Annotated in this window: 14 protein-coding genes and 1 pseudogene; 5 read left to right on the top strand and 10 right to left on the bottom strand. The window is 68.9% G+C overall.

Annotation, left to right across the window (positions count from 1 at the left end):
- Nucleotide 1: 1 nt before the first annotated feature.
- Complete coding sequence (locus B079_RS34000; protein ID WP_158685007.1) at nucleotides 2–1,708, bottom strand: PD-(D/E)XK nuclease family protein; 1,707 nt, start codon at nucleotides 1,706–1,708, stop codon at nucleotides 2–4.
- 203 nt (nucleotides 1,709–1,911) lie between these two features.
- On the opposite strand from B079_RS34000, the gene B079_RS33995 reads away from it, so the two are divergent.
- Nucleotides 1,912–3,909, top strand: coding sequence for an N-6 DNA methylase (locus tag B079_RS33995; RefSeq protein WP_078495986.1), 1,998 nt, complete (start codon nucleotides 1,912–1,914; stop codon nucleotides 3,907–3,909).
- 1 nt (nucleotide 3,910) lies between these two features.
- A complete protein-coding gene (locus B079_RS32270) occupies nucleotides 3,911–5,212 on the top strand; it encodes a serine/threonine-protein kinase (RefSeq protein WP_018547231.1) in 1,302 nt (433 codons plus the stop codon).
- Nucleotides 5,213–5,224: 12 nt separating this feature from the next.
- Here B079_RS32270 and B079_RS0117970 read toward each other — a convergent pair whose 3' ends face one another.
- From B079_RS0117970 to B079_RS0117940, 7 genes and pseudogenes are all read right to left on the bottom strand, one after another.
- Nucleotides 5,225–7,213: a hypothetical protein gene (locus B079_RS0117970; protein ID WP_158685006.1), complete on the bottom strand. Its 1,989-nt coding sequence runs from the start codon at nucleotides 7,211–7,213 to the stop codon at nucleotides 5,225–5,227.
- A complete protein-coding gene (locus B079_RS0117965) occupies nucleotides 7,206–7,610 on the bottom strand; it encodes a hypothetical protein (protein WP_018547229.1) in 405 nt (134 codons plus the stop codon). The genes B079_RS0117970 and B079_RS0117965 overlap by 8 nt, the downstream gene beginning before the upstream one ends.
- Nucleotides 7,611–8,061: 451 nt before the next feature.
- Nucleotides 8,062–9,591, bottom strand: coding sequence for a helix-turn-helix domain-containing protein (locus B079_RS0117960; protein ID WP_018547228.1), 1,530 nt, complete (start codon nucleotides 9,589–9,591; stop codon nucleotides 8,062–8,064).
- 66 nt (nucleotides 9,592–9,657) lie between these two features.
- On the bottom strand, nucleotides 9,658–9,852 hold the full coding sequence (locus B079_RS0117955) for a DUF4236 domain-containing protein (RefSeq protein ID WP_018547227.1): 195 nt from the start codon (nucleotides 9,850–9,852) through the stop codon (nucleotides 9,658–9,660).
- A gap of 196 nt (nucleotides 9,853–10,048) precedes the next feature.
- Complete coding sequence (locus tag B079_RS32265; protein WP_018547226.1) at nucleotides 10,049–10,543, bottom strand: hypothetical protein; 495 nt, start codon at nucleotides 10,541–10,543, stop codon at nucleotides 10,049–10,051.
- A gap of 95 nt (nucleotides 10,544–10,638) precedes the next feature.
- Nucleotides 10,639–11,176 (bottom strand): annotated as a pseudogene (locus B079_RS32260) (DinB family protein).
- Between the two features lie 169 nt (nucleotides 11,177–11,345).
- Complete coding sequence (locus B079_RS0117940; RefSeq protein WP_018547225.1) at nucleotides 11,346–11,960, bottom strand: DinB family protein; 615 nt, start codon at nucleotides 11,958–11,960, stop codon at nucleotides 11,346–11,348.
- Nucleotides 11,961–12,195: 235 nt separating this feature from the next.
- On the opposite strand from B079_RS0117940, the gene acnA reads away from it, so the two are divergent.
- Both acnA and B079_RS32255 read left to right on the top strand, forming a co-directional pair.
- On the top strand, nucleotides 12,196–14,913 hold the full coding sequence (acnA, locus tag B079_RS0117935; protein WP_026248821.1) for an aconitate hydratase AcnA: 2,718 nt from the start codon (nucleotides 12,196–12,198) through the stop codon (nucleotides 14,911–14,913).
- Nucleotides 14,914–15,062: 149 nt separating this feature from the next.
- Nucleotides 15,063–15,503 (top strand): DUF6234 family protein, encoded by a 441-nt coding sequence (locus tag B079_RS32255; RefSeq protein WP_018547223.1) that lies wholly within the window; start codon nucleotides 15,063–15,065, stop codon nucleotides 15,501–15,503.
- Here the strand turns inward: B079_RS32255 and B079_RS0117925 are convergent.
- Entirely contained in the window at nucleotides 15,476–17,050 is a 1,575-nt protein-coding gene (locus tag B079_RS0117925; RefSeq protein WP_018547222.1) for a GMC family oxidoreductase, read from the bottom strand. The genes B079_RS32255 and B079_RS0117925 overlap by 28 nt on opposite strands.
- Entirely contained in the window at nucleotides 17,047–18,549 is a 1,503-nt protein-coding gene (locus B079_RS0117920; RefSeq protein WP_018547221.1) for an aldehyde dehydrogenase family protein, read from the bottom strand. The genes B079_RS0117925 and B079_RS0117920 overlap by 4 nt, the downstream gene beginning before the upstream one ends.
- 156 nt (nucleotides 18,550–18,705) lie before the next feature.
- Here B079_RS0117920 and B079_RS0117915 point away from each other — a divergent pair, with 156 nt between their 5' ends.
- Nucleotides 18,706–19,740 (top strand): helix-turn-helix transcriptional regulator, encoded by a 1,035-nt coding sequence (locus B079_RS0117915; protein ID WP_018547220.1) that lies wholly within the window; start codon nucleotides 18,706–18,708, stop codon nucleotides 19,738–19,740.
- The last annotated feature ends 172 nt before the right edge of the window (nucleotides 19,741–19,912 follow it).

Raw genomic sequence — 19,912 nt, 5'->3', positions numbered from 1 at the left:
GTCAGCCTTTCACCACGCCGGTGCCAGGGCTGGCGACGGAATAGGAGGCGGGGCCGGTTGGGAGACTGGGGCGGCACCATACGGCCATCTCGCAGTCACGGCAGTGCGAGCCTGGGCGGGCGGGAGCGACGGTGTCTCTGTGCCAGTCGGCGGCCAGTTCGTGCACGGCCCGGCGCGCTGCCGCACGGTTCTCCGGATCAAACGGGTCGATGATGGTGAGCTGTGCACCAGTCGGGCCCAGGACCTCCAGTTCCACACGGGCGGCAGAGACGTTGTCGCCGAGTAGGGGGCTGGTGCTGAGCAGCACGGCGAGTGCCAACTGAGGTCGTTCACGGAAGATGTCGGTTGTCTGGGCCGGGTTGCGTCGGGCGTCCGTCTTCGTCTCCCGATAAACCCAGGAGGAACCATCCCGGTAAAGCATGTCAGTCTTGGCCAGTACCAGAACGTCTGCCGAGGTGTCGTGCAGGACGATGGTCCGCTCGTGGATGACCTCGTGGACACTGGAAAGCGAGTACGGACAGTGACGGGCGTGCGCGGCGACCATCCGGGCGCCGAGCTCGGCTTGCTCCTGCGGCACGGTCCAGCGCCCGGCGGACCAGGCTGACCGTCCGTCGGGAGCGTCCTCGGGTCGACACGCTCTGCCCGGGTACGTCTCGTGACGCTGTTGGATCCATGCGTGCACCGCGTGGCCGCGTATGACATGCGGGGTCAGCGAGCGGGCTTCCGGGTCCGGCAGACGTAGACGTCGTAGTCGCTCGCGGGCTGGGCAGCCTTCGTCTCGGCCCGGACGGCCCGCGTAAGAGCGCCCGTTGGTGACCGACCAGACGCGGCGCGGTCGCGTCCGGTCGTCGATATCGAGGACCCCGCCGAGGCGGCCCAACGCCGGGCAGGAGGGGGCGTACTTGCAGTCCTCGCAGTCAAAACCGGGAACGAAGGCGTTCCCCGACACAGCGGCGGTCAATTCCGGAGCGCCGTATGAGGCATAGCGTTGCGCGACTTCGTCAGGATTGTGCCGGAGCAGTTCGACGCGCTCTCCATCGACGCAGCTCACCTCGGTGATCCGTACTTCCTCGGGTGGTCCCCAAGCTGCCTCGTCGACGTTCGTGGCAGGCGCGGCGTCGTCGCTCCAGTGGAAGCGGTCCGGTAGCCGGTGGGGGGTACCGCGACTGAGTACATGGGCGGCCGCGGCCAGGTCCGCACGTTCCGTGGGATCGATCGTGTCCGTTGCGGTGCGCCTGGCTTGGGTGGCGGAGCGAGCGACCGGTACGCACAACTCGCGCACGCGCCCGTCCGTGGAGACGTAGGGGCGCCCCCAGACGCATTGTTCGTATCGCCTAGCACCGCGGGCGTCGGTCTGGCCGAGTGCCGTGACAACGATCCAGGTGCAGTCGACGGGGAGGAGTCCTGGGGGCCTGCCTTCCAGATATTGCCCCACCGCGAATCGAGTCCAGGCGGCGAGACCCGGGTCGGCCTCCGGACGTTCATGCGTGGCCGCCAGGGATCTGCGGATGGCCTCGTCGGGATGCACGCCCGCGTACTCGACCAGGTCAAGGGCCGCACCCACCGGTCCGAGGTTGAAGGTTTCCCGGTGATCAGGCTTGTACCCACGCAGCGGGCCGGGAGGTAGGCGAAGCCCAGTGCGTGCCTTGAGGGACTTCTTGTACGGACAGTGGCCGCTGTCCGGACGCAGCGACGAACCCGCGAACACGCGGATCAACCTGTTGGGCGTGGGCCAGGTGCTTCCGGGGGGTGGTGTCCATGTCTGCATAAAGTTCTCCGTGGCGTAGGGCTCGACGGAATATCTTCATGAGAGCACGCGCTTGTGAATGGAGTCAACAGACTCTTTCGGGTGATGCGCATTAACGAATCGACACGTTATGGTTCTGCCTGACATCGCGTGAGGAGGGCAGGATGGTGCGCGAAAGTACGGTCACGGCTGCTGAGATCGCCCGGATCGCCGACGTTGGTCCGGCGGCGGTGAGCAACTGGCGCCGGAGATACCCGGAGTTTCCCACTCCAGTGGGCGGTACGGCTGGCAGTCCGCAGTTCTTGCTCTCTGAAGTGGTGAACTGGCTGGAAGAGCACGGAAGATCCGTGCGGATCACACCGGCCGACGGGGTATGGCGAGCCATGGAAGCCATGCGTGATCCGGGGCGACCTGGCGCGATACTGGCGGCCGTCGGCTTCCGGCTTCTGGGTGAGGAACTGCCCCATCGTCTGGCCGGAGTGGTCGGTGGCTCAGCCGTACTGCCCTCAGCGTTGGGCGCCGACATCGATGACCTGGGAGCGCGCTACGGTGCCGCGGAGGCTTTCGAGGCACTGCTCCACCGCTGGACGGAAGCTCATGCCCGTCACGCGGAAGTGACAGTACCTCCGGTGGCGCAGTTGATGTGTGCATTGCTCGCTCCCGCTGACGGTGAAGCGCTCGCGACTGTGTTGGACCCAGCATGCGGCACCGGAGGTCTACTCCTGCGCGCCGCTGAACGCGGGGCTACGTCGTTGCTCGGGCAGGACATTGATCCCGACCTTGCGGAGGTCGCCTCCATCCGACTGCGACTGCACGGGTGCCCGAATGTGACTGTGGAGCCCGGTGATTCATTGCTGAGGGATACACACTCCACCACACGAGTACGCGGCGTCGTGTGCAACCCGCCCTCGGGTCAGCAGGACTGGGGACGGGCGGAACTCGCCTACGATACTCGGTGGACCTATGGCCTTCCCCCGAAGGGGGAGCCCGAACTGGCCTGGCTTCAGCATGCTCTGGCCCACCTCGACCCTGGTGGTTGCGCTGTCCTCGCCATGTCACCAAGCGTGGCGACCAGGCCCTCGGGGCGCCGCATTCGGGCCGAACTAGTGCGCCGGGGTGTCCTTCGCGCCGTGGTGGCTCTTCCGTCCGGCTCTCCCCGCACACCGGGCATTCACCTCTGGGTGGCCGAGCCTGCTCAGGAGTCGGTGCAGCCGGGCAACATTCTGTTCGTCGACGCGGAGTCGCTCTTCGTATCGAATCCGGAACAGCCTGGTAGCGCGGTGAAATGGGACGCGGTACATGCCGAGGTCACGTCGCTGTGGCACAGGTTCCGCGCGGGCGAGGAGCCTGACACCGATTTCGCCAGTAGCGTCCCCGTGACCGGCCTCCTGGGCAACGACGTCGATGTCACCCCGGCGCGGCATGTCCGTATCTTCCTCGGCACAGCCATCGATCCGGGAAGCCTGGCTGAGGAACGAGTCGAGTGGCTGCGGTCGCTGAACGGACTCTTGGACGCGCTCCCTGCCGTACGAGAGCCAGCCGCGTCCCAGACGGGGGCCGCTGAGGCCGACGCGTCGGCGGTTGTCTCACTGGACGATCTCATCCGCTCGGGCGCTCTGCGCCAGTGGCGTGGCTCAGCCGCGCGGGGGCCGACAGATAAGGACTTGGCACGCGTCCCGCTGCTCTCACTGGATGACGGCCTCTCTCGTGCCGGCCCCAGTGGTCATACATACGTGGCCGAGACTGAGCGCATCCGTGAGGCGGACGTCCTGGTCTTTGCCGCTGCACCAGAGAGCGCACGCCCCGCCGAACGACGGGAGTACGGTGCCGCAGCGGGACAGGGGGTCACCGTACTGCGGCCCGAACGCGCTTTTCTGGACCCGTGGTTCCTGGCCGGAGCTATGAGCGCCGACACCGGCATTGGGCGCTCCCTCACGTCGACGGGATCGACCAGTCGCCGCACCCGGCTGGACACCGGGCGCATCTTCGTCCCGGTGCGGTCGCCGGAGGAGCAGCGCGCGATCGGTCGAGCCCTCCAGGACATCGCCCGGTTCCAGGAGTCGTTGACCGTAGCGGTGGATCAAGGACGCCATGTCGCCCGGCAATTGGCGCACGCGCTGGCCGCAGGACTGGTCGACCCGATCGATGACAGGTGGAGATGACATGGCGTGGGAAGACGGCGGCAGTTTGTTCGAGTTGCGCGCGGGTTTTGTCCTACGCTCCCGCTACCGCTTGGACAGCCCCTTGGAACAAGGGGGCATGGGGATGGTCTGGCAAGCCTATGACCAGAACCTCAGCCGCCCGGTCGCGGTGAAGTTTCTCGCTCCGGGGATGGCGACGCCCAAGGAACGTGCGGAGATGCTCAAGCGCTTCATCCAAGAGGCGGGGGTCACCGCGCAGTTCACGTCCGTTCTGGTTCCTGCGGTCTATGACGCGGGAGAGGAGCATGGATACTTCTACCTCGTGATGGAACTCATCGAGGGTATGTCACTGAAAGACTTGATCGAGGAGAGCCAACAACTCGAACTTCCCGTCGCCGTGAGCGTCATTGTCCCGCTCTGCCACGTTCTCGCCGAAGCCCATCGCGAAGGGATCGTGCACCGCGACCTCAAGCCATCGAACGTGATGATTTCCGAGAAGGGCTATACGAAGCTCCTGGACTTCGGTATCGCCCACGTTCCCGGAGCGCCCGAAGACACGCGGTTGACGAGAACAGGCGGCAAACCTGGCAGTCCGCTCTACATGTCACCCGAACAGTTCGAGGGCGGCGAGGTCACCGTGCAGTCAGACCTCTATAATCTGGGCAGTCTGCTGTACGAGATGCTAACGGGCCGTCCTGTTATCGCCGGTGAGTCGGAACTGTGGGAACGCCAGAGACTGCGGCACGGCACTCATTCCCCCCTGGGCTCCCTGACCGTCGGGCTCCCCACCGAAGTGCTGGATCTGGTTGAGCGGCTGCTCGCTTTCGTTCCCGTAGATCGCCCGGCCACCGCAGACGAAGTGAACCGCGTACTCCGTCCCTATTTGCCGGCCCCGGGCGATCCGCCTCCGGCGGGATTCCTGCCGTGCGACCCCACGCTACCGTTCCGGGAGCTCTTCGCACCCGAAGGACCGAGCATCTTCCGTGCCTCCGAACCCTCCTCGATCACGCGAACGTTCCGGCCGCGAGCCGACATCAAAGACCTCCACCACGAGATTCGACGTCTGCTCGCAGAGGATCCGGCCAAAGCGGTCGACCTGCTCACCGAAAGGCTCCCCGACTTCGGAAAGCAGTACGGCATGAGATCCGCCGACGTGCTCGACCTCCGCTTCGACCTGGTCGAGGCGTTCCTGGTCCAGGGGGAACGCGGTGAGGCGGCAGCGGTCTGCGCCGCGGTTCGGGATGCCACACACAATGTGGATGTGCTGGCGCTATACCATGCACGCGCGGTGGAGATGCTTGAAACGCTTGCTTCCAATGACTGACTCGGTGAGTTCTCAGAATTCGGCAGACTCGTCCGCCCGCTCCGCGTACCGATCCGCCCAAGCGGCGATTCTCCGGCTGACTCGATCCAGAGAGTCACGCACTTCTCTCACCTGTACGGGATCCCAGCCCTCGTGAATTACGAGGCTCGGGCCGTCTTCCTCCATGGGGACTCGCTCCATGGTTGAGACTCCCCTGCGCAGTGTCTCGACGTTCTCGCGCACGGTTGCCCAGCTCGTGGAGGCGGCTTTGAAACCCACCCTGGCCTCTGGAACGGGGGCGGGGCTGCCGCCATAGGTGTGACGGACCACGGCGTCGGTGAGGCTGCGGGGCTGGCCATTTGCCGTCGGTACTGGAGTTCCTGCCTCGTCCACTTCCGGGAGCGCGTCTCCTCTTCGCCCGGAGCGGACCACTTCATATGCCTGGCGGATGCCGCGGCGTCGGGACAGCATCGCCCGGAGTACCGTCGCCGCCCCCCGGTCGTCATTCGCCCCGACGCCGAAGACCTCGCGCTGAAGGGCCATAGGTTCGGCCATCGCCATGTAGAAGGCGGCCTTGACGGCGAGTTCTGTCTGTGCCGGGCCGAGCCGACCGCTGTCGCCCAAGCCTTTGTCGGCCTCGGCCAGGGCTGCGTCTCGCAATTGTTCCAGAGTACGCCCCCCCGCCGTGGCTCCCTCCTGGGGAACGTCGGCCGACAGGTCCTCGATCTCGGGCAGCCGGTACGCGCGTTGCAACACCGCACGCCTCGGACGCAGGAACTTCGTGTCCGCAATTGTGCCTGTGCGGGCCGGACGCAGAATCAACTCCACAGCAACATCGACCCGTTCCTCTCGCTTTGGCCGCTGCTTCGCGGTCAGGGACCGGATGCCACCATTGACCCGCCGCGCGGTCCTCAATCCACCGCCCAATAGGGAACGGACGATTTCCCCAGCGCGCACGTCACGATGCTTGCTCAGGCCGGCCGCTGTCACCTCGTCCTCGGAGATGGTGCCTGCGAACCACCCTTTCTCTGCCTCCGTGATGTGTGCGGCCCCGGAAGGTCTAGGCTCGGCGAGATTGTCCAGGACGGCATCCGCCTTTGCCTCGTTCTCCACAGCCGGCCCGTAGGGGCGCGGAGGGCGAATGTGCGTGAGGCCGATGAAATTACGCACCGCTGTGTGAAATGCCTGATCAGCCTGTACGTTTGGCCGGAAGCCGACGACAACGCGAGCGGGAACACTGAGGACTCGGAGCTTCCGCCGCTCGTCCTCGGTGAGATTTTGCCATCCCTGACGCTGCATCAGGCGAACCCAGCGGCTGACCTCACTGCGCAGCTTTCGGTCATCGTCGATCCACTCGCAGGCGATCCGCGAGGGCTCGTAGCCCAGGATGTCGTGGGCAGCGCTGATACGGCTCGATCCGTCGGCGGCGATCAGCAGCGCCCGGTTAGGCTGTCCATCCTCATGGGTCACATTCAGTGAAACCACGGTCAACGGTTGGAGAACACCCTCGACAGCCAGATCCTGGGCCAGTGGATTGTCCCGCACTAGACGGCTCTTGGCGCTTTCCAGTCGCTGGGCGATCACGCTGGGCGACTCGACGTGCATGGCCAACTCGGCCACTCCCGACGCATACGACTTGGGCTCGGTTATCGTCGCCCCCCAAGTCCCGGAGCCGCCCAGCGCGTACTGGCGGTGCCCGTATTCCCGGGGATTGGCCGGATGCGGCAGTACGGCCACCGACCACAGCCGTGTTTCCGCGATCAGCAGGGTGCCCCCCTGGACTCGTAGCTCGGCTGGCTCTACGAGCTTTCGTCGCATGTCGTCTGGGCGTACGGAGGCGAGTGACAGGGTCCGCGCGCTGCTTTCCGTCAGTCCTTGACTGCGTAGGGAATTCGCCAGGTTGTTGACTGCGGCTGTGCGAGGCAGGGGCCAGAGAGGTGGTTGCCACCCGGAGGCAATGTCAACTTCCGCTGATTCCTTCTCCTTTGCGAGATTCTGGGTGTCAGTGATCGCGTCACTCATCGGCGATCGCCTCTGTGATGAGGTCCACGAGGAGCAGCGCCCTTCTCGCACTGTGACGATCGGTGCGAGCTGTTGGCGAGTGGCCCGCTACGCGCGTCTTCCGGGCGGCATGTTCACTGAGCGCTGCTCGCACGTGATACCACTCCTCTGCGGTGAGCGAGATGTTGTACAGACGATCACCATGGATGTTGACGACATCGCAATGCTTCTCACGCTCGGCGATGGCTGCCCACAGTGCGGCCATACGGCCAAAGGTGACCATCGAGCGGTCGTCCATTGAAGCGTCCGGGGTGTCTGTGGCGCGACAGTCCAAGGCTGCCTGGTGCATCACGGAAGCCGTGAGGCTGACCTGTGTCTGATCGAGGGGAATGGAATGCTGGCTGGCCGTGTTCGCCACAGGACCACGCTCCGCTGGGTCGGCCGATCGCTCGTTGGCGATGGCAGCCTGGCTGCCGTCACGGGCGCGACGGGCAGAGCGAGAGAACGCGGGCGTTGCCCAGCCCTTGACCTCCACCCGTGTCGGCCCGCAGTGGTGAACACTCTGCGGACGTCCGGTGCCGCGCGCGCCGCGTACCATCCGGCCCTGGGGGAGAGGCAGTCAACAGCCCTATTCCCGAGGAACCCAGTCAGGCGACACGGCGGCTTGCGATTCCGAATGCGAGCGGGCCGTTTCTCCATGGTGCGAGGACATCGAGCAGGTCGCTCCGCGAAACTGTAGTGGCATCAGTACTGAGCGTGCAAAGAGGCAGGTGAAGGCCCATTGAGGCGAACGCGTACCGGCGAGATGCCGCCACACCTTTTCCTGACCTGCTTCAAAGAAGGTCAGGCAGCATGGCGGCACCCGTCTCTCAGATGTCCCGGAAGATCTCGATCTGGGCCCCGATCGAGTTCAGTCGTTCCGCCAGGTCCTCGTACCCCCGGTTGATGACGTACACGTTGCGGAGTACGGACGTTCCCTCCGCCGCCATCATTGCCAGGAGGACGACGACGGCGGGGCGGAGGGCGGGGGGGCACATCATTTCGGCGGCGCGCCAGCGGGTGGGGCCCTCCACCAGGACGCGGTGGGGGTCCAGCAACTGGAGGCGGGCGCCGAGGCGGTTGAGGTCGGTGAGGTAGATGGCGCGGTTGTCGTAGACCCAGTCGTGGATGAGGGTCTTGCCCTGGGCCACGGCCGCGATCGCCGCGAAGAAGGGGACGTTGTCGATGTTGAGGCCGGGGAACGGCATCGGGTGGATCTTGTCGATCGGCGCCTCCAGCTTGGAGGGGCGGACCGTGAGGTCGACCAGGCGGGTGCGGCCGTTGTCGGCGAAGTACTCGCGGCTGCGGTCGTGGTCGAGGCCCATCTCCTCCAGGACCGCCAGCTCGATCTCCAGGAACTCGATCGGCACCCGGCGCACCGTCAGCTCCGACTCCGTCACCACGGCCGCGGCGACCAGGCTCATCGCCTCGACCGGGTCCTCGGAGGGGGAGTAGTCGACATCGATGTCGATGTTCGGCACGCCGTGCACGGTGAGGGTGGTGGTGCCGATGCCCTCGACCCGTACGCCCAGGGCCTCCAGGAAGAAGCACAGGTCCTGGACCATGTAGTTGGAGGACGCGTTGCGGATGACCGTCACGCCGTCGTGGCGGGCGGCGGCCAGCAGCGCGTTCTCGGTCACGGTGTCGCCGCGCTCGGTCAGGACGATCGGGCGGTCGGGGCGGACGGTGCGGTCCACCACGGCGTGGTACTGGCCCTCGGTCGCCGCGATGTCCAGGCCGAAGCGGCGCAGCGCGATCATGTGCGGCTCGATGGTGCGGGTGCCGAGGTCGCAGCCGCCCGCGTACGGCAGCATGAAGCGGTCCATGCGGTGCAGCAGCGGGCCGAGGAACATGATGATCGAGCGGGTGCGGACGGCCGCCTCCGCGTCGATCGCGTCCATCTCCAGCTGGGCCGGGGGGACGAGTTCGAGGTCGACGCCGTCGTTGATCCAGCGGGTGCGGACGCCGATGGAGTTGAGGACCTCCAGGAGGCGGTACACCTCCTCGATGCGGGCGACCCGGCGCAGGACGGTACGGCCCTTGTTCAGCAGGGACGCGCACAGCAGGGCGACGCAGGCGTTCTTGCTCGTCTTGACGTCGATGGCGCCGGACAGGCGGCGGCCGCCGACGACGCGCAGATGCATCGGGCCCGCGTAGCCCAGCGACACGATCTCGCTGTCCAGGGCCTCCCCGATGCGGGCGATCATCTCAAGGCTGATGTTCTGGTTCCCGCGCTCGATGCGGTTGACGGCGCTCTGGCTCGTGCCGAGAGCGTCCGCGAGCTGGGCCTGAGTCCAGCCGCGGTGCTGCCGGGCGTCGCGGATGAGCTTGCCGATGCGTACGAGGTAGTCGTCTGACATGAGGTTGAGGCTATCTCAGATATGAGATGGCGCCCTCTCCGGGGGGTCCATTCGGGTGATGCCGGGTCAGTGGCGCTTGGTCGTGGTCTTGCGCCAGCCGAACGGACCGGGCAGATCCATCGAGGTCGTACGGCGTCCGGTGCTGCTGTGGGTATGGCGGGGGCCGTGCTTGCCTCCGGTCGTGATGGACCAGGAGTGGCGGTTGATGTTCAGTCGGACTCCGGGCAGGATGCGGAAGCTCTTGCGGAACGTGAGGCCCACGGTTGTCTCCTCCGATTGTCAATGCGACGGAAGGTCGCTCAACTCGGATACCCCCGAACGGGTTACTGATGGCCGGACGTCGGCCGATTCCGTGGGTGGCCCTGTCGGCGCTCCGTGCGTCTGACCCGCACCTTCATTTCCGTTGCCTCTTTGCCCCCTTTTGCTTCGTTCGCTCCCTCCGGCGAAGCGCTCGCCTCTACTTGCCGGGCAACGTTCCGGACAATTCGCCCACCTGGGAGGCGTGGTGGCCGCCGGTCTCCGTACCTCCCGGGCACCACCAAGTGACCGCCTCCGCGTCGGACCGTACGTGCGTCCCCAACTTGTGCGCCGGACACACCGGCCACACCTGCCAGGACAGCTCCATCACCGTCTCCTGCGCGGCCTCGGCGACGAGGGTGAGCAGGGTTGCGGGGTCCGTCGGCTCCGGTTCGGCGGAGTTGGTCGTCGTGTCCTGGGGGTGTACGGGGTTGCCCTGCCGGCGGCCGTCCGGGAGTGCCACGTAGAGGCGGTCCGGCTCGTCCGACCCGTGGGCCGGGTCGACCGTCAGGACCAGCGGCGGATGGTCCGGCAGTGTGGCCGCGAGGTCCTGGTTCACGGCCGCGAGCGCCTTCTCGAACCCCGGCCACGCCCCGGGCTCCGCGCGCCGGGGTTCGGGGGTGTGGGCGGGTGGGTGGTGCGAGAAGGGGCTCATCGGGGGATGGTTGCACCGGGCGCGGGGGCCGGGCGAGGGGATTCACCCGGGTGGCGGTGTTCAGGGGAGTTGCCGTGTGCGGGCCGGGTGCGGCGTCACTTCTCCCGGTCTGTCGCCTCCCGGGCCACCCCCTCCAGCCGGTCCCGGTACGCCGCCCACCACTCCGCGTCGCCCGGCGGCAGGCTGGTGTTGCCCTGGTTCATCCCGTTCCCGGAGGATGTCGGTGTGCCCGGCGTGGCGGTGGGCGTCGGCCGTCACGCGGATGACGGCGTGATGCAGCGTCACCTCGTCCTTCCCGTCCGGCCACCACGGCACCCTGCCGACCGTGTCCAGCGGCAGCGCGTCGATCGTGGCGTCCGCGTGCGCCCACGCCCTGCGGTAGAGGTCCACGAGGTGCGCGCGTGACTCGTCGGCGGGCGCCCACATGTCCGCGTTCGGCTCCGCGCCCCCGTCGAGCCAGGGCAGCGGTTCACCCGACGGCCGCCCGAAGGTGTCCCCGAGGTACCCCAGCTCCACCCCGGCCGCGTGCTTCACCAGCCCCAGGAGGTTGGTTCCGGTCGGTGTGAGCGGGCGCCGGACGTCGTACTCCGAGAGCCCGTCGAGCTTCCAGAGGAGGGCGGGGCGTGGGGTCAGTGTGCCGCCGCGGACGTATGCGGTACGGCCGTTTTCCGACCCCGACCCCGACCCCGGCCCCAGCCCCGACCCCGACCCCGGCCCCAGCCCCAGCTCCGGCTCCGGCTCCGATCCCAGCTCCAGGCCCCGGCCGGTATCCACACGTCGCCCCCCAACCCCCGCTCAGGCCTTAACGCATGGAGTCGCCAGAACCCGCGCGATCGCGCTCGGCCACCGCCGCCTTCGCGGCTCGCTCCACGCGTGCCCACTGGGCTTCCCGGGAGGCCGCGTCGGGCTGTGCGGCGGCGTTCCTGGCGCGGATGCCTGTCGACCCGTCGAGTTGTTCGCGCAGGATGTCGGCGTGTCCGGCGTGCCGGGTCGTCTCGACGAGCATGTGGACCAGGACGGTGAACAGCGTCACGTCGGGCTGGGGCCACCAGGGCACGTGGCCGGGGGCGTCGAGGGGGAGGGCGGTGATCGTGGTGTCCGCGTGCTCCCAGGCGCGGTGGTAACGGCCGACGATCTCGTCGCGCGTCTCGTGCTCGGTCGCCCACAGGTCGGCGCCGCGCTGTTCGGCGTCGTCCCACCGGGGCAGCGGCTCGGGGAACGGCCGGTCGAAGACCATGCCGAAATAGGCGGACTCCAGCAGCGCCAGATGCTTGACCAGGCCGAGGAGGTTGGTGGCCGTCGAGGTCAGGGGGCGGCGGACGTCGTACTCGCCGAGGCCGTCGAGCTTCCAGAGCATCGTCTCGCGGACGTCCCGGAGGCGGCTGTGCAGGTGGTCTTTCACGAAGTCGTCGCTCATGGGGCATGAGCCTGTCATGCGTCGGCGCCCGCGTGACCAAGCCCACCCCGCCGCCCGGGCATGACCAGCCAGCCCCCATGTACTAGAGTTATCTCGACATCGAGATATCTGCCGAGGCGCACCGCAGCAGCCGTACCGGTAAGGGTTACCTAACTTAGCCTTACCTTAGCGGATTGGCCAGACCGGCGTGGCGGCAGGATGCGGTGGAACGCGCACATCAATGAAGGAGACTGTCGTGTCGGCGAACAGCTTCGACGCCCGCAGCACGCTGCAGGTGGGCGACGAGTCGTACGAGATCTTCCGGCTGGACAAGGTCGAGGGCTCGGCCCGCCTGCCGTACAGCCTGAAGGTCCTGCTGGAGAACCTGCTCCGCACGGAGGACGGCGCGAACATCACCGCCGACCACATCCGTGCCCTCGGCGGCTGGGACTCGCAGGCTCAGCCCAGCCAGGAGATCCAGTTCACGCCGGCCCGCGTGATCATGCAGGACTTCACCGGCGTCCCCTGTGTCGTGGACCTCGCGACCATGCGTGAGGCCGTCGCGGCGCTCGGCGGTGACCCGGCGAAGATCAACCCGCTCTCCCCGGCCGAGATGGTCATCGACCACTCCGTCATCGCCGACAAGTTCGGCACCAACGACGCGTTCAAGCAGAACGTCGACCTGGAGTACGGCCGCAACAAGGAGCGCTACCAGTTCCTGCGCTGGGGCCAGACCGCGTTCGACGACTTCAAGGTCGTCCCGCCGGGCACCGGCATCGTCCACCAGGTGAACATCGAGCACCTGGCCCGCGTCGTCATGGTCCGTGACGGCAAGGCGTACCCGGACACCCTGGTCGGCACCGACTCGCACACCACCATGGTCAACGGCCTCGGCGTGCTCGGCTGGGGCGTCGGCGGCATCGAGGCCGAGGCCGCCATGCTCGGCCAGCCGGTCTCCATGCTGATCCCGCGCGTCGTCGGCTTCAAGCTCACCGGTGAGCTGACCCCCGGCACCACCGCCACCGACCTGGTGCTCACCATCACCGAGATGCTGCGCCAGCACGGTGTGGTCGGCAAGTTCGTCGAGTTCTACGGCGAGGGTGTGGCCGCCACCTCCCTGGCCAACCGCGCCACCATCGGCAACATGTCGCCGGAGTTCGGCTCCACCGCCGCGATCTTCCCGATCGACGACGAGACCCTGAACTACCTCAAGCTCACCGGCCGCTCCGAGCAGCAGGTCGCGCTCGTCGAGGCGTACGCCAAGGAGCAGGGCCTCTGGCTGGACCCGAAGGCCGAGCCCGACTTCTCCGAGAAGCTGGAGCTGGACCTCTCCACGGTCGTCCCCTCCATCGCGGGACCGAAGCGCCCGCAGGACCGCATCGTCCTGGCGAACGCCGCCGAGCAGTTCAAGTCGGACGTCCTCAACTACGTGGACGTCGTGGACGAGGCGGGCAAGGAGTCCTTCCCGGCCTCCGACTCCCCGGCCGTCGCCCCCAACGGCACCCCGTCCAACCCGGTCACCGTGACCGCCCCCGACGGCACCACCTACGAGCTGGACCACGGTGCGGTGACGGTCGCGGCCATCACCTCCTGCACCAACACCTCCAACCCGTACGTCATGGTCGCCGCGGCGCTCGTCGCCAAGAAGGCCGTGGAGAAGGGCCTGACCCGCAAGCCGTGGGTCAAGACCACCCTCGCCCCGGGCTCCAAGGTCGTCACCGACTACTTCGAGAAGGCGGGCCTGACCCCCTACCTCGACAAGGTCGGCTTCAACCTGGTCGGTTACGGCTGCACCACCTGCATCGGCAACTCCGGCCCGCTGCCGGAGGAGGTCTCCAAGGCGGTCAACGACCACGACCTCGCGGTCACCTCGGTCCTCTCGGGCAACCGCAACTTCGAGGGCCGGATCAACCCCGACGTCAAGATGAACTACCTGGCCTCCCCGCCGCTGGTGGTCGCGTACGCCATCGCGGGCTCCATGAAGGTGGACATCACCAAGGACGCCCTCGGCACCGACCAGGACGGCAAGCCGGTCTTCCTCAAGGACATCTGGCCCTCCGAGGCCGAGGTCAACGAGGTCGTGGCGAACGCCATCGGCGAGGACATGTTCGCCAAGTCCTACGAGGACGTCTTCGCGGGCGACGCCCAGTGGCAGGCCCTGTCGATCCCGACCGGCAACACCTTCGAGTGGGACGCGGAGTCGACCTACGTCCGCAAGCCCCCGTACTTCGAGGGCATGGAGATGGAGCCGGCCCCGGTCTCCGACATCACCGGCGCCCGCGTGCTCGCCAAGCTGGGCGACTCGGTCACCACCGACCACATCTCCCCGGCCGGTGCGATCAAGGCCGACACCCCGGCGGGCAAGTACCTCACCGAGCACGGTGTGGAGCGTCGTGACTTCAACTCCTACGGCTCGCGCCGTGGCAACCACGAGGTCATGATCCGCGGCACCTTCGCCAACATCCGCCTGCGCAACCAGATCGCGCCGGGCACCGAGGGCGGCTACACGCGCGACTTCACCGTCGAGGGCGCGCCGGTCTCCTTCATCTACGACGCCTCGCGCAACTACATCGACCAGGGCATCCCGCTGGTCGTGCTCGCGGGCAAGGAGTACGGCTCCGGTTCGTCCCGTGACTGGGCCGCCAAGGGCACCGCGCTCCTCGGCGTCAAGGCCGTCATCGCCGAGTCCTACGAGCGCATCCACCGCTCGAACCTCATCGGCATGGGCGTCCTCCCGCTCCAGTTCCCGGAGGGCGCCACCGCGGCCTCCCTCGGCCTGACCGGCGAGGAGACCTTCTCCTTCACCGGCGTCGAGGAGCTGAACAACGGCACCACCCCGCGCACGGTCAAGGTCACCACCGACACCGGCGTGGAGTTCGACGCGGTCGTCCGCATCGACACCCCGGGTGAGGCCGACTACTACCGCAACGGCGGCATCATGCAGTACGTGCTGCGCAACCTGATCGCCAAGTAAGCGGTCCGGAAACGCGGTTGGGCCGCATCCCCTCGGGGGTGCGGCCCTTCGTCATGCGCGGCGGCCGTGCCGTCGCCACTGGGGCGCGCTGGGGCGCACTGAGTAGGCGTACTCATGCGGCCCCACGCCCGGACCGGCACGGTAGGCGCATGACACCGTCGCCCCCCGTCCCCGGCTCCGTCTCCCCGCCGCGCCGGAGACGGCCCTGGTCCCGCAGGACCCCCACGTTCGCGGACGTCTCCGTCGCCCTGCTGCTCCTCGCGGTGGAGGCGCTGGTGATCTGGGGAGCCGTCCTCGGGTACGGCCTGCGGTCCTGGGGTGCACAAGGGGAGCGGTCGGAGATCGACGCCGCCGCGCTCGCGGAGATCGCGTGGCTGCGGAACGCGGCCGTCGTCGTGACCGTCTGCGCCGTACTCGCGCTGCTCTCCCGGGCGCCCTGGACCGTCGCCTCGCAGGTGATCGTGGCGCTGGCGGTGGGGGCGCTGCTCGCGCGGGTTCAGCATGACTACGACCGGAGCCACCCGGTGCCGGTGCCCACGTCGACGACACGTCATGCGCCCTGCTACAGCGGCAGCGGCACCTGTGAGTGACCCCTGGTGAGGAACCGGGCAGCCGCCTCGCCGATCATCACCGACGGTGCGTTGGTGTTGGCCGAGGTGATGGTCGGCATGATCGAGGCGTCGGCGACCCGCAGGCCCGTGATGCCGTGGACGCGGAGGCGGGCGTCGACCACGGCCTCCGGCCCGCTGCCCATCGCGCAGGTACCGGCCGTGTGCTGGTAGGGGAGGCACGCGTCCCGCAGGAACGCCCTGATCCGCCGCCCGTCCAGGGGGCCCGCCGGGGCGATCCGGCGCCGGACGAGTGCGCGGTGGGCGGGCTGGTCCGCGAGGTCGAGGCCCAGTTCCACGGCCGCCGACAGGGCGTCCACATCGGCCCGTTCGGTGAGCAGGTTCGGCTGGATCTCCAGCGGGCCACCGGGCTCGGCCGACAGCAGCCGCAGATGGCCGCGGCTCTCGACCCGCATCAGCCCCGGCAGCACCGAGAAGGCGAACGGCGGGGGCGGGGATGTCGCGCCGATCTCCCGTGACACGTACGGCAGTTGGATGGACACGAACATCAGGTCGGGGACCGCCCGGCCCGGACCGCTGGGCCAGAAGGCGATGCTGCCCTCCAGGTTGTTGTCCGGGGGCGGCAGCGCCCGCCGGGTCTCGAAGCACAGCCCCGCGAGCAGCGGGTGCTCCTGGAGGTTTCGTCCCACGCCGGGCAGGTCGGCCACCGGCGCGATGCCGAGCCGGGCCAGCTCGTCGGCGGGTCCGATCCCGGACAGCATGAGCAGCCGGGGACTGTCGACCGCACCGGCCGACAGCACGACCTCGCCGGTGGCACGGGCCCGGTGCACCCGGCCCTCCCGCGCAAACTCCACGCCCGTGCAACGGTTTCCGGCGAAGGTCAGCCGCCGGACGGTCGCCCGGGTGAGCACGGTGAGCCGGGGATGGCCGAGCAGCGGCCGGAGATGGCCGTGCCAGGAGTTCCAGCGCCGCCCGTCGCGGACGTTCATGCTGACCGGCCCCGCGCCGACGGGCTCGGGGACGTTGATGTCGTCCAGGTACGGCATGCCGTAGGACAGACAGCTCTCGATCAGGGCGTCCGCGACGGGGTGCAGGTCCCTGGCCCGCTCCACCCGGAGGGGTCCGCCCGCGCCCCGGTGGGCGCTCGGCCCGTCCTCCCAGTCCTCGGACCCGGTGAAGTACGGCAGGACCGAGGCGTAGTCCCAGCCGGGGTTCCCGGCCGCCGCCCAGCCGTCGTAGTCCGCCGCCCGGCCACGGGCCCACACCAGCGCGTTGACGGCACCGGAGCCTCCGACGACCTTCCCCCGGGCCAGCGGCAGCGTGCGGTTGCCCGTGTGCGGGTTCGGGGCGTACCGGTAGTTCCAGTCGAAGGCCGAGCCGAAGTTCTCCACCCACCGGCGCGGGCAGGTCAGGCTCGGGGCGTCGTCGCGCTCCCCGCCCGCCTCCAGGACCAGGACGCGGCCGTCGGTGCGGCACAGCAGACGGGCGGCGACGACACACCCGGCGGAACCGGCGCCCACCACGATGTGGTCGTACTCCCGCGCCCTCCTGCTCGCGGCCCCGGTCATGAGCCCAGCACCATCGCGAAGGCGGCGTGGTCCGCCAGGCCGCCGGACCGGTCGACGCTGATGAACTTGGACTCGGTGTAGGCGTCGAGGGCGCCCGGGCCGCCCTCGCGTCCCAGACCGCTCTGTTTCATCCCGCCGAACGGGTAGGCCGTCGGCGTCACGTGCCAGTCGTTGACGAACACCATCCCGGCGTCGATCCGCCGCGCGACGTCGAGCGCCCGCTCCTCGTCCCGGCCCCACACCCCTGCCGACAGCCCGTACGCGGTGTCGTTGGCGAGCGCGACCGCGTCCTCGACCGTGTCGTAGGGGAGGACCGTCAGGACCGGTCCGAACACCTCCTCGCGGGCGATGCGGGAGTCACCGGCGACACCGGCGACGACGGTCGGCTCGATCCAGTTCCCCGTCTCGAACCGCTCCCCCTTGGGCACGCCCCCGCCGCAGACGACGGCCGCGCCGTCGGCACGGGCCTCCTCGACGCGGGCCAGGATGCCGTCCCGCTGCTCCCTCGTGATCACGGGGCCGAGATCGGTCGCCGCGTCGAGCGGGTCGCCCACGCGCAGGGAGCCCGCGCGGGCGGCGAGCGCGGTCACGAAGGCGGCCTCCCGCTCGCGCGGCACCAGGAGCCTGCTGCCCGCCTCGCACGCCTGCCCGTTGTTGGCCATGACCGCGTACAGGGCGCCGTCCACCGCGAGGTCGAAGTCGGCGTCCGGCAGGACGATGTTCGGGCCCTTGCCGCCCAGCTCCAGCGTCACCCGCCGTACCGTGTCGGCGCTCTGCCGCAGGATCTCCTTGCCCACCTCGGTGGAGCCGGTGAAGGCGGCCTTGCGGACGCCCGGGTGCCCGCTGAGATGCGCGCCCACCGGTACGCCGTCCCCCGTGACCACGTGCAGCACCCCGCGCGGCAGGCCCGCCGCCTCGAACTCCCGGGCCAGTTCCAGGGCCAGCAGCGGGGTGTGCTCGTCGGGCTTGAGGACCACGGTGTTCCCGGCCGCGAGCGCGGGGCCGACCTTCAGCGCGGTCACGGTCAGCGGAAGATTGAAGGGCACGATCGCCGCGACCACACCGAGGGGTTCCCGGCGCAGAATTCCGGTGCTCCGGAACGGATGCATGTCGGGGCCGGGTATTTCGAAGGGGTACGACTCGGCCAGGTCCGCGAAATACCGTAGGTGCGCGATGCTCAGACCGAGGTGCAGAACGCGGCTGGTGCGGATCGTCGCGCCGTTCTCCCGCGACTGGAGGACGGCCAGTTCCTCCTGACGGCGCTCCAGCGCGTCCGCGACCGTGCGGATGATCCGGGCGCGTCGCGCGGGCGGTGTCCGGCGCCAGGAACCGTCCGCGTGCGCGGCGGCGGCCGAGGCGACCGCCCGGTCGACGTGCTCGGTGGTGCCCCGCGCGACGGTCGCCACCGGCTCGCCGGTGGCGGGGTCGGTGATCGTGTCATGATCCGCGCAGTCGGTCCATTCGCCATTCACGTACAGCGAATAGTGGGGAATCTTCATTTCTCCTCGCTTTCACGGGTCGGATACGAATTCACGGACCGGATTCACGGACCGGAGCATCGGGAAAAGGGAATCGCGATCAGCGTAGGTTTCACCCGCGTACCCGGAACACCCAGTAAGCTGGGGAAATCGGCCGCATGTCAGGGCGGGTGCATCATGAACGCTTCCCGGCTCCACCGGGGCCTTCGGAAACTGGCGGGACAGGGGCTGGGCTCGTCCGCGTTCCGGCACGAGTCCGCGGACCGGATCGCCTCGGCGGTCGGCGCCGACGCGTACTGCTTCGCCGAGACCGACCCGGAGTCGCTGCTCGCGACCACCTACGCGACCGGCAACCTCGACCGGTCCGGCGCCGCCCTGCTGCACTTCAACGAACTCGGCCAGCGCGACTTCCTGAAGCTGCGCGCCCTGGCGGACAGCCCGGACCCGGCCGGTGCCCTGTCGGCGGTGACCGGCGGCCGGCTCGACCGCAGCGCGCGCCACCGGGAACTGCTCGCCCCGCTCGGCCTCGGCGACGAGATCCGGGCCGTCGCGCGGAGCGACGGCCGGGTCTGGGGATTCCTCCACCTGTTCCGCCGGGAGGACCGGCCCGCCTTCGACCCGGACGAGGTCGGCGTGGTCGCCGCAGCCACGCCGCTGCTGGCCGCGGGCATCCGCGACGCCGCCCTCGGCTCACCGGGGCTCGCCCACGACGTGCCGGGCCCCGTGCTGGCGCTGCTCGACGACACCGACCGCGTCGTGGAGTCGACACCCCGGGCCGACGAGGTGCTGGCCGAACTGCGCGACCCGGACGAACGGCGGGCCGAGACCCCGGACGTCGCCCTCATGATGGCCGTCCTCGCCCGGGCCTCCGCAGCGGCGTCCGCTCCCGTCACCGCCCGGGTGCGGACAAGGGCGGGCCGCTGGTTCTCGCTGCACGCGGGCGCGACCACCGCGGACGGCGGTGCCCGGCGGATCGCGCTGATCCTGGAACCCGTCGCGGCCCCGCTGACACCGGAGACCTGGCGCGCCCGCTTCGGGCTGTCGGCCGGGGAGACCGAGGTGGTCGAGAAGATGCTCGCCGGACGCTCCACCGCGCAGACGGCCGCGGAACTGATGATCTCCCCGTGGACCGTGCAGGACCGGTTCACCAGCGTCTTCGCGAAGACCGGCGTACACAGCCGCCGCGAACTGACCGGACTGCTGCGCCCCTGAGCCGTCACGCGCGCCGCACGGTGCCCCGCACCTCGCGGTCCGGGACCGTCGGCAGCCATGCTCGGCAGCTCTCTGGGCGGACCCGGTGGAGAACGGTCCACCGGGTCCGCGAGCCGGGTGGGCGAGGGGGTGGTGCCCGTCCGGATGGTGCTGGCCTTGCGGGGTGGTGCGG

The sequence above is a fragment of the Streptomyces sp. LaPpAH-108 genome, assembly GCF_000373625.1.
In the GTDB taxonomy this organism is placed as follows: domain Bacteria; phylum Actinomycetota; class Actinomycetes; order Streptomycetales; family Streptomycetaceae; genus Streptomyces.
The sequence above is the reverse complement of the archived record's forward strand: the minus strand, read 5'-3'. Positions and strand labels throughout refer to the sequence as shown.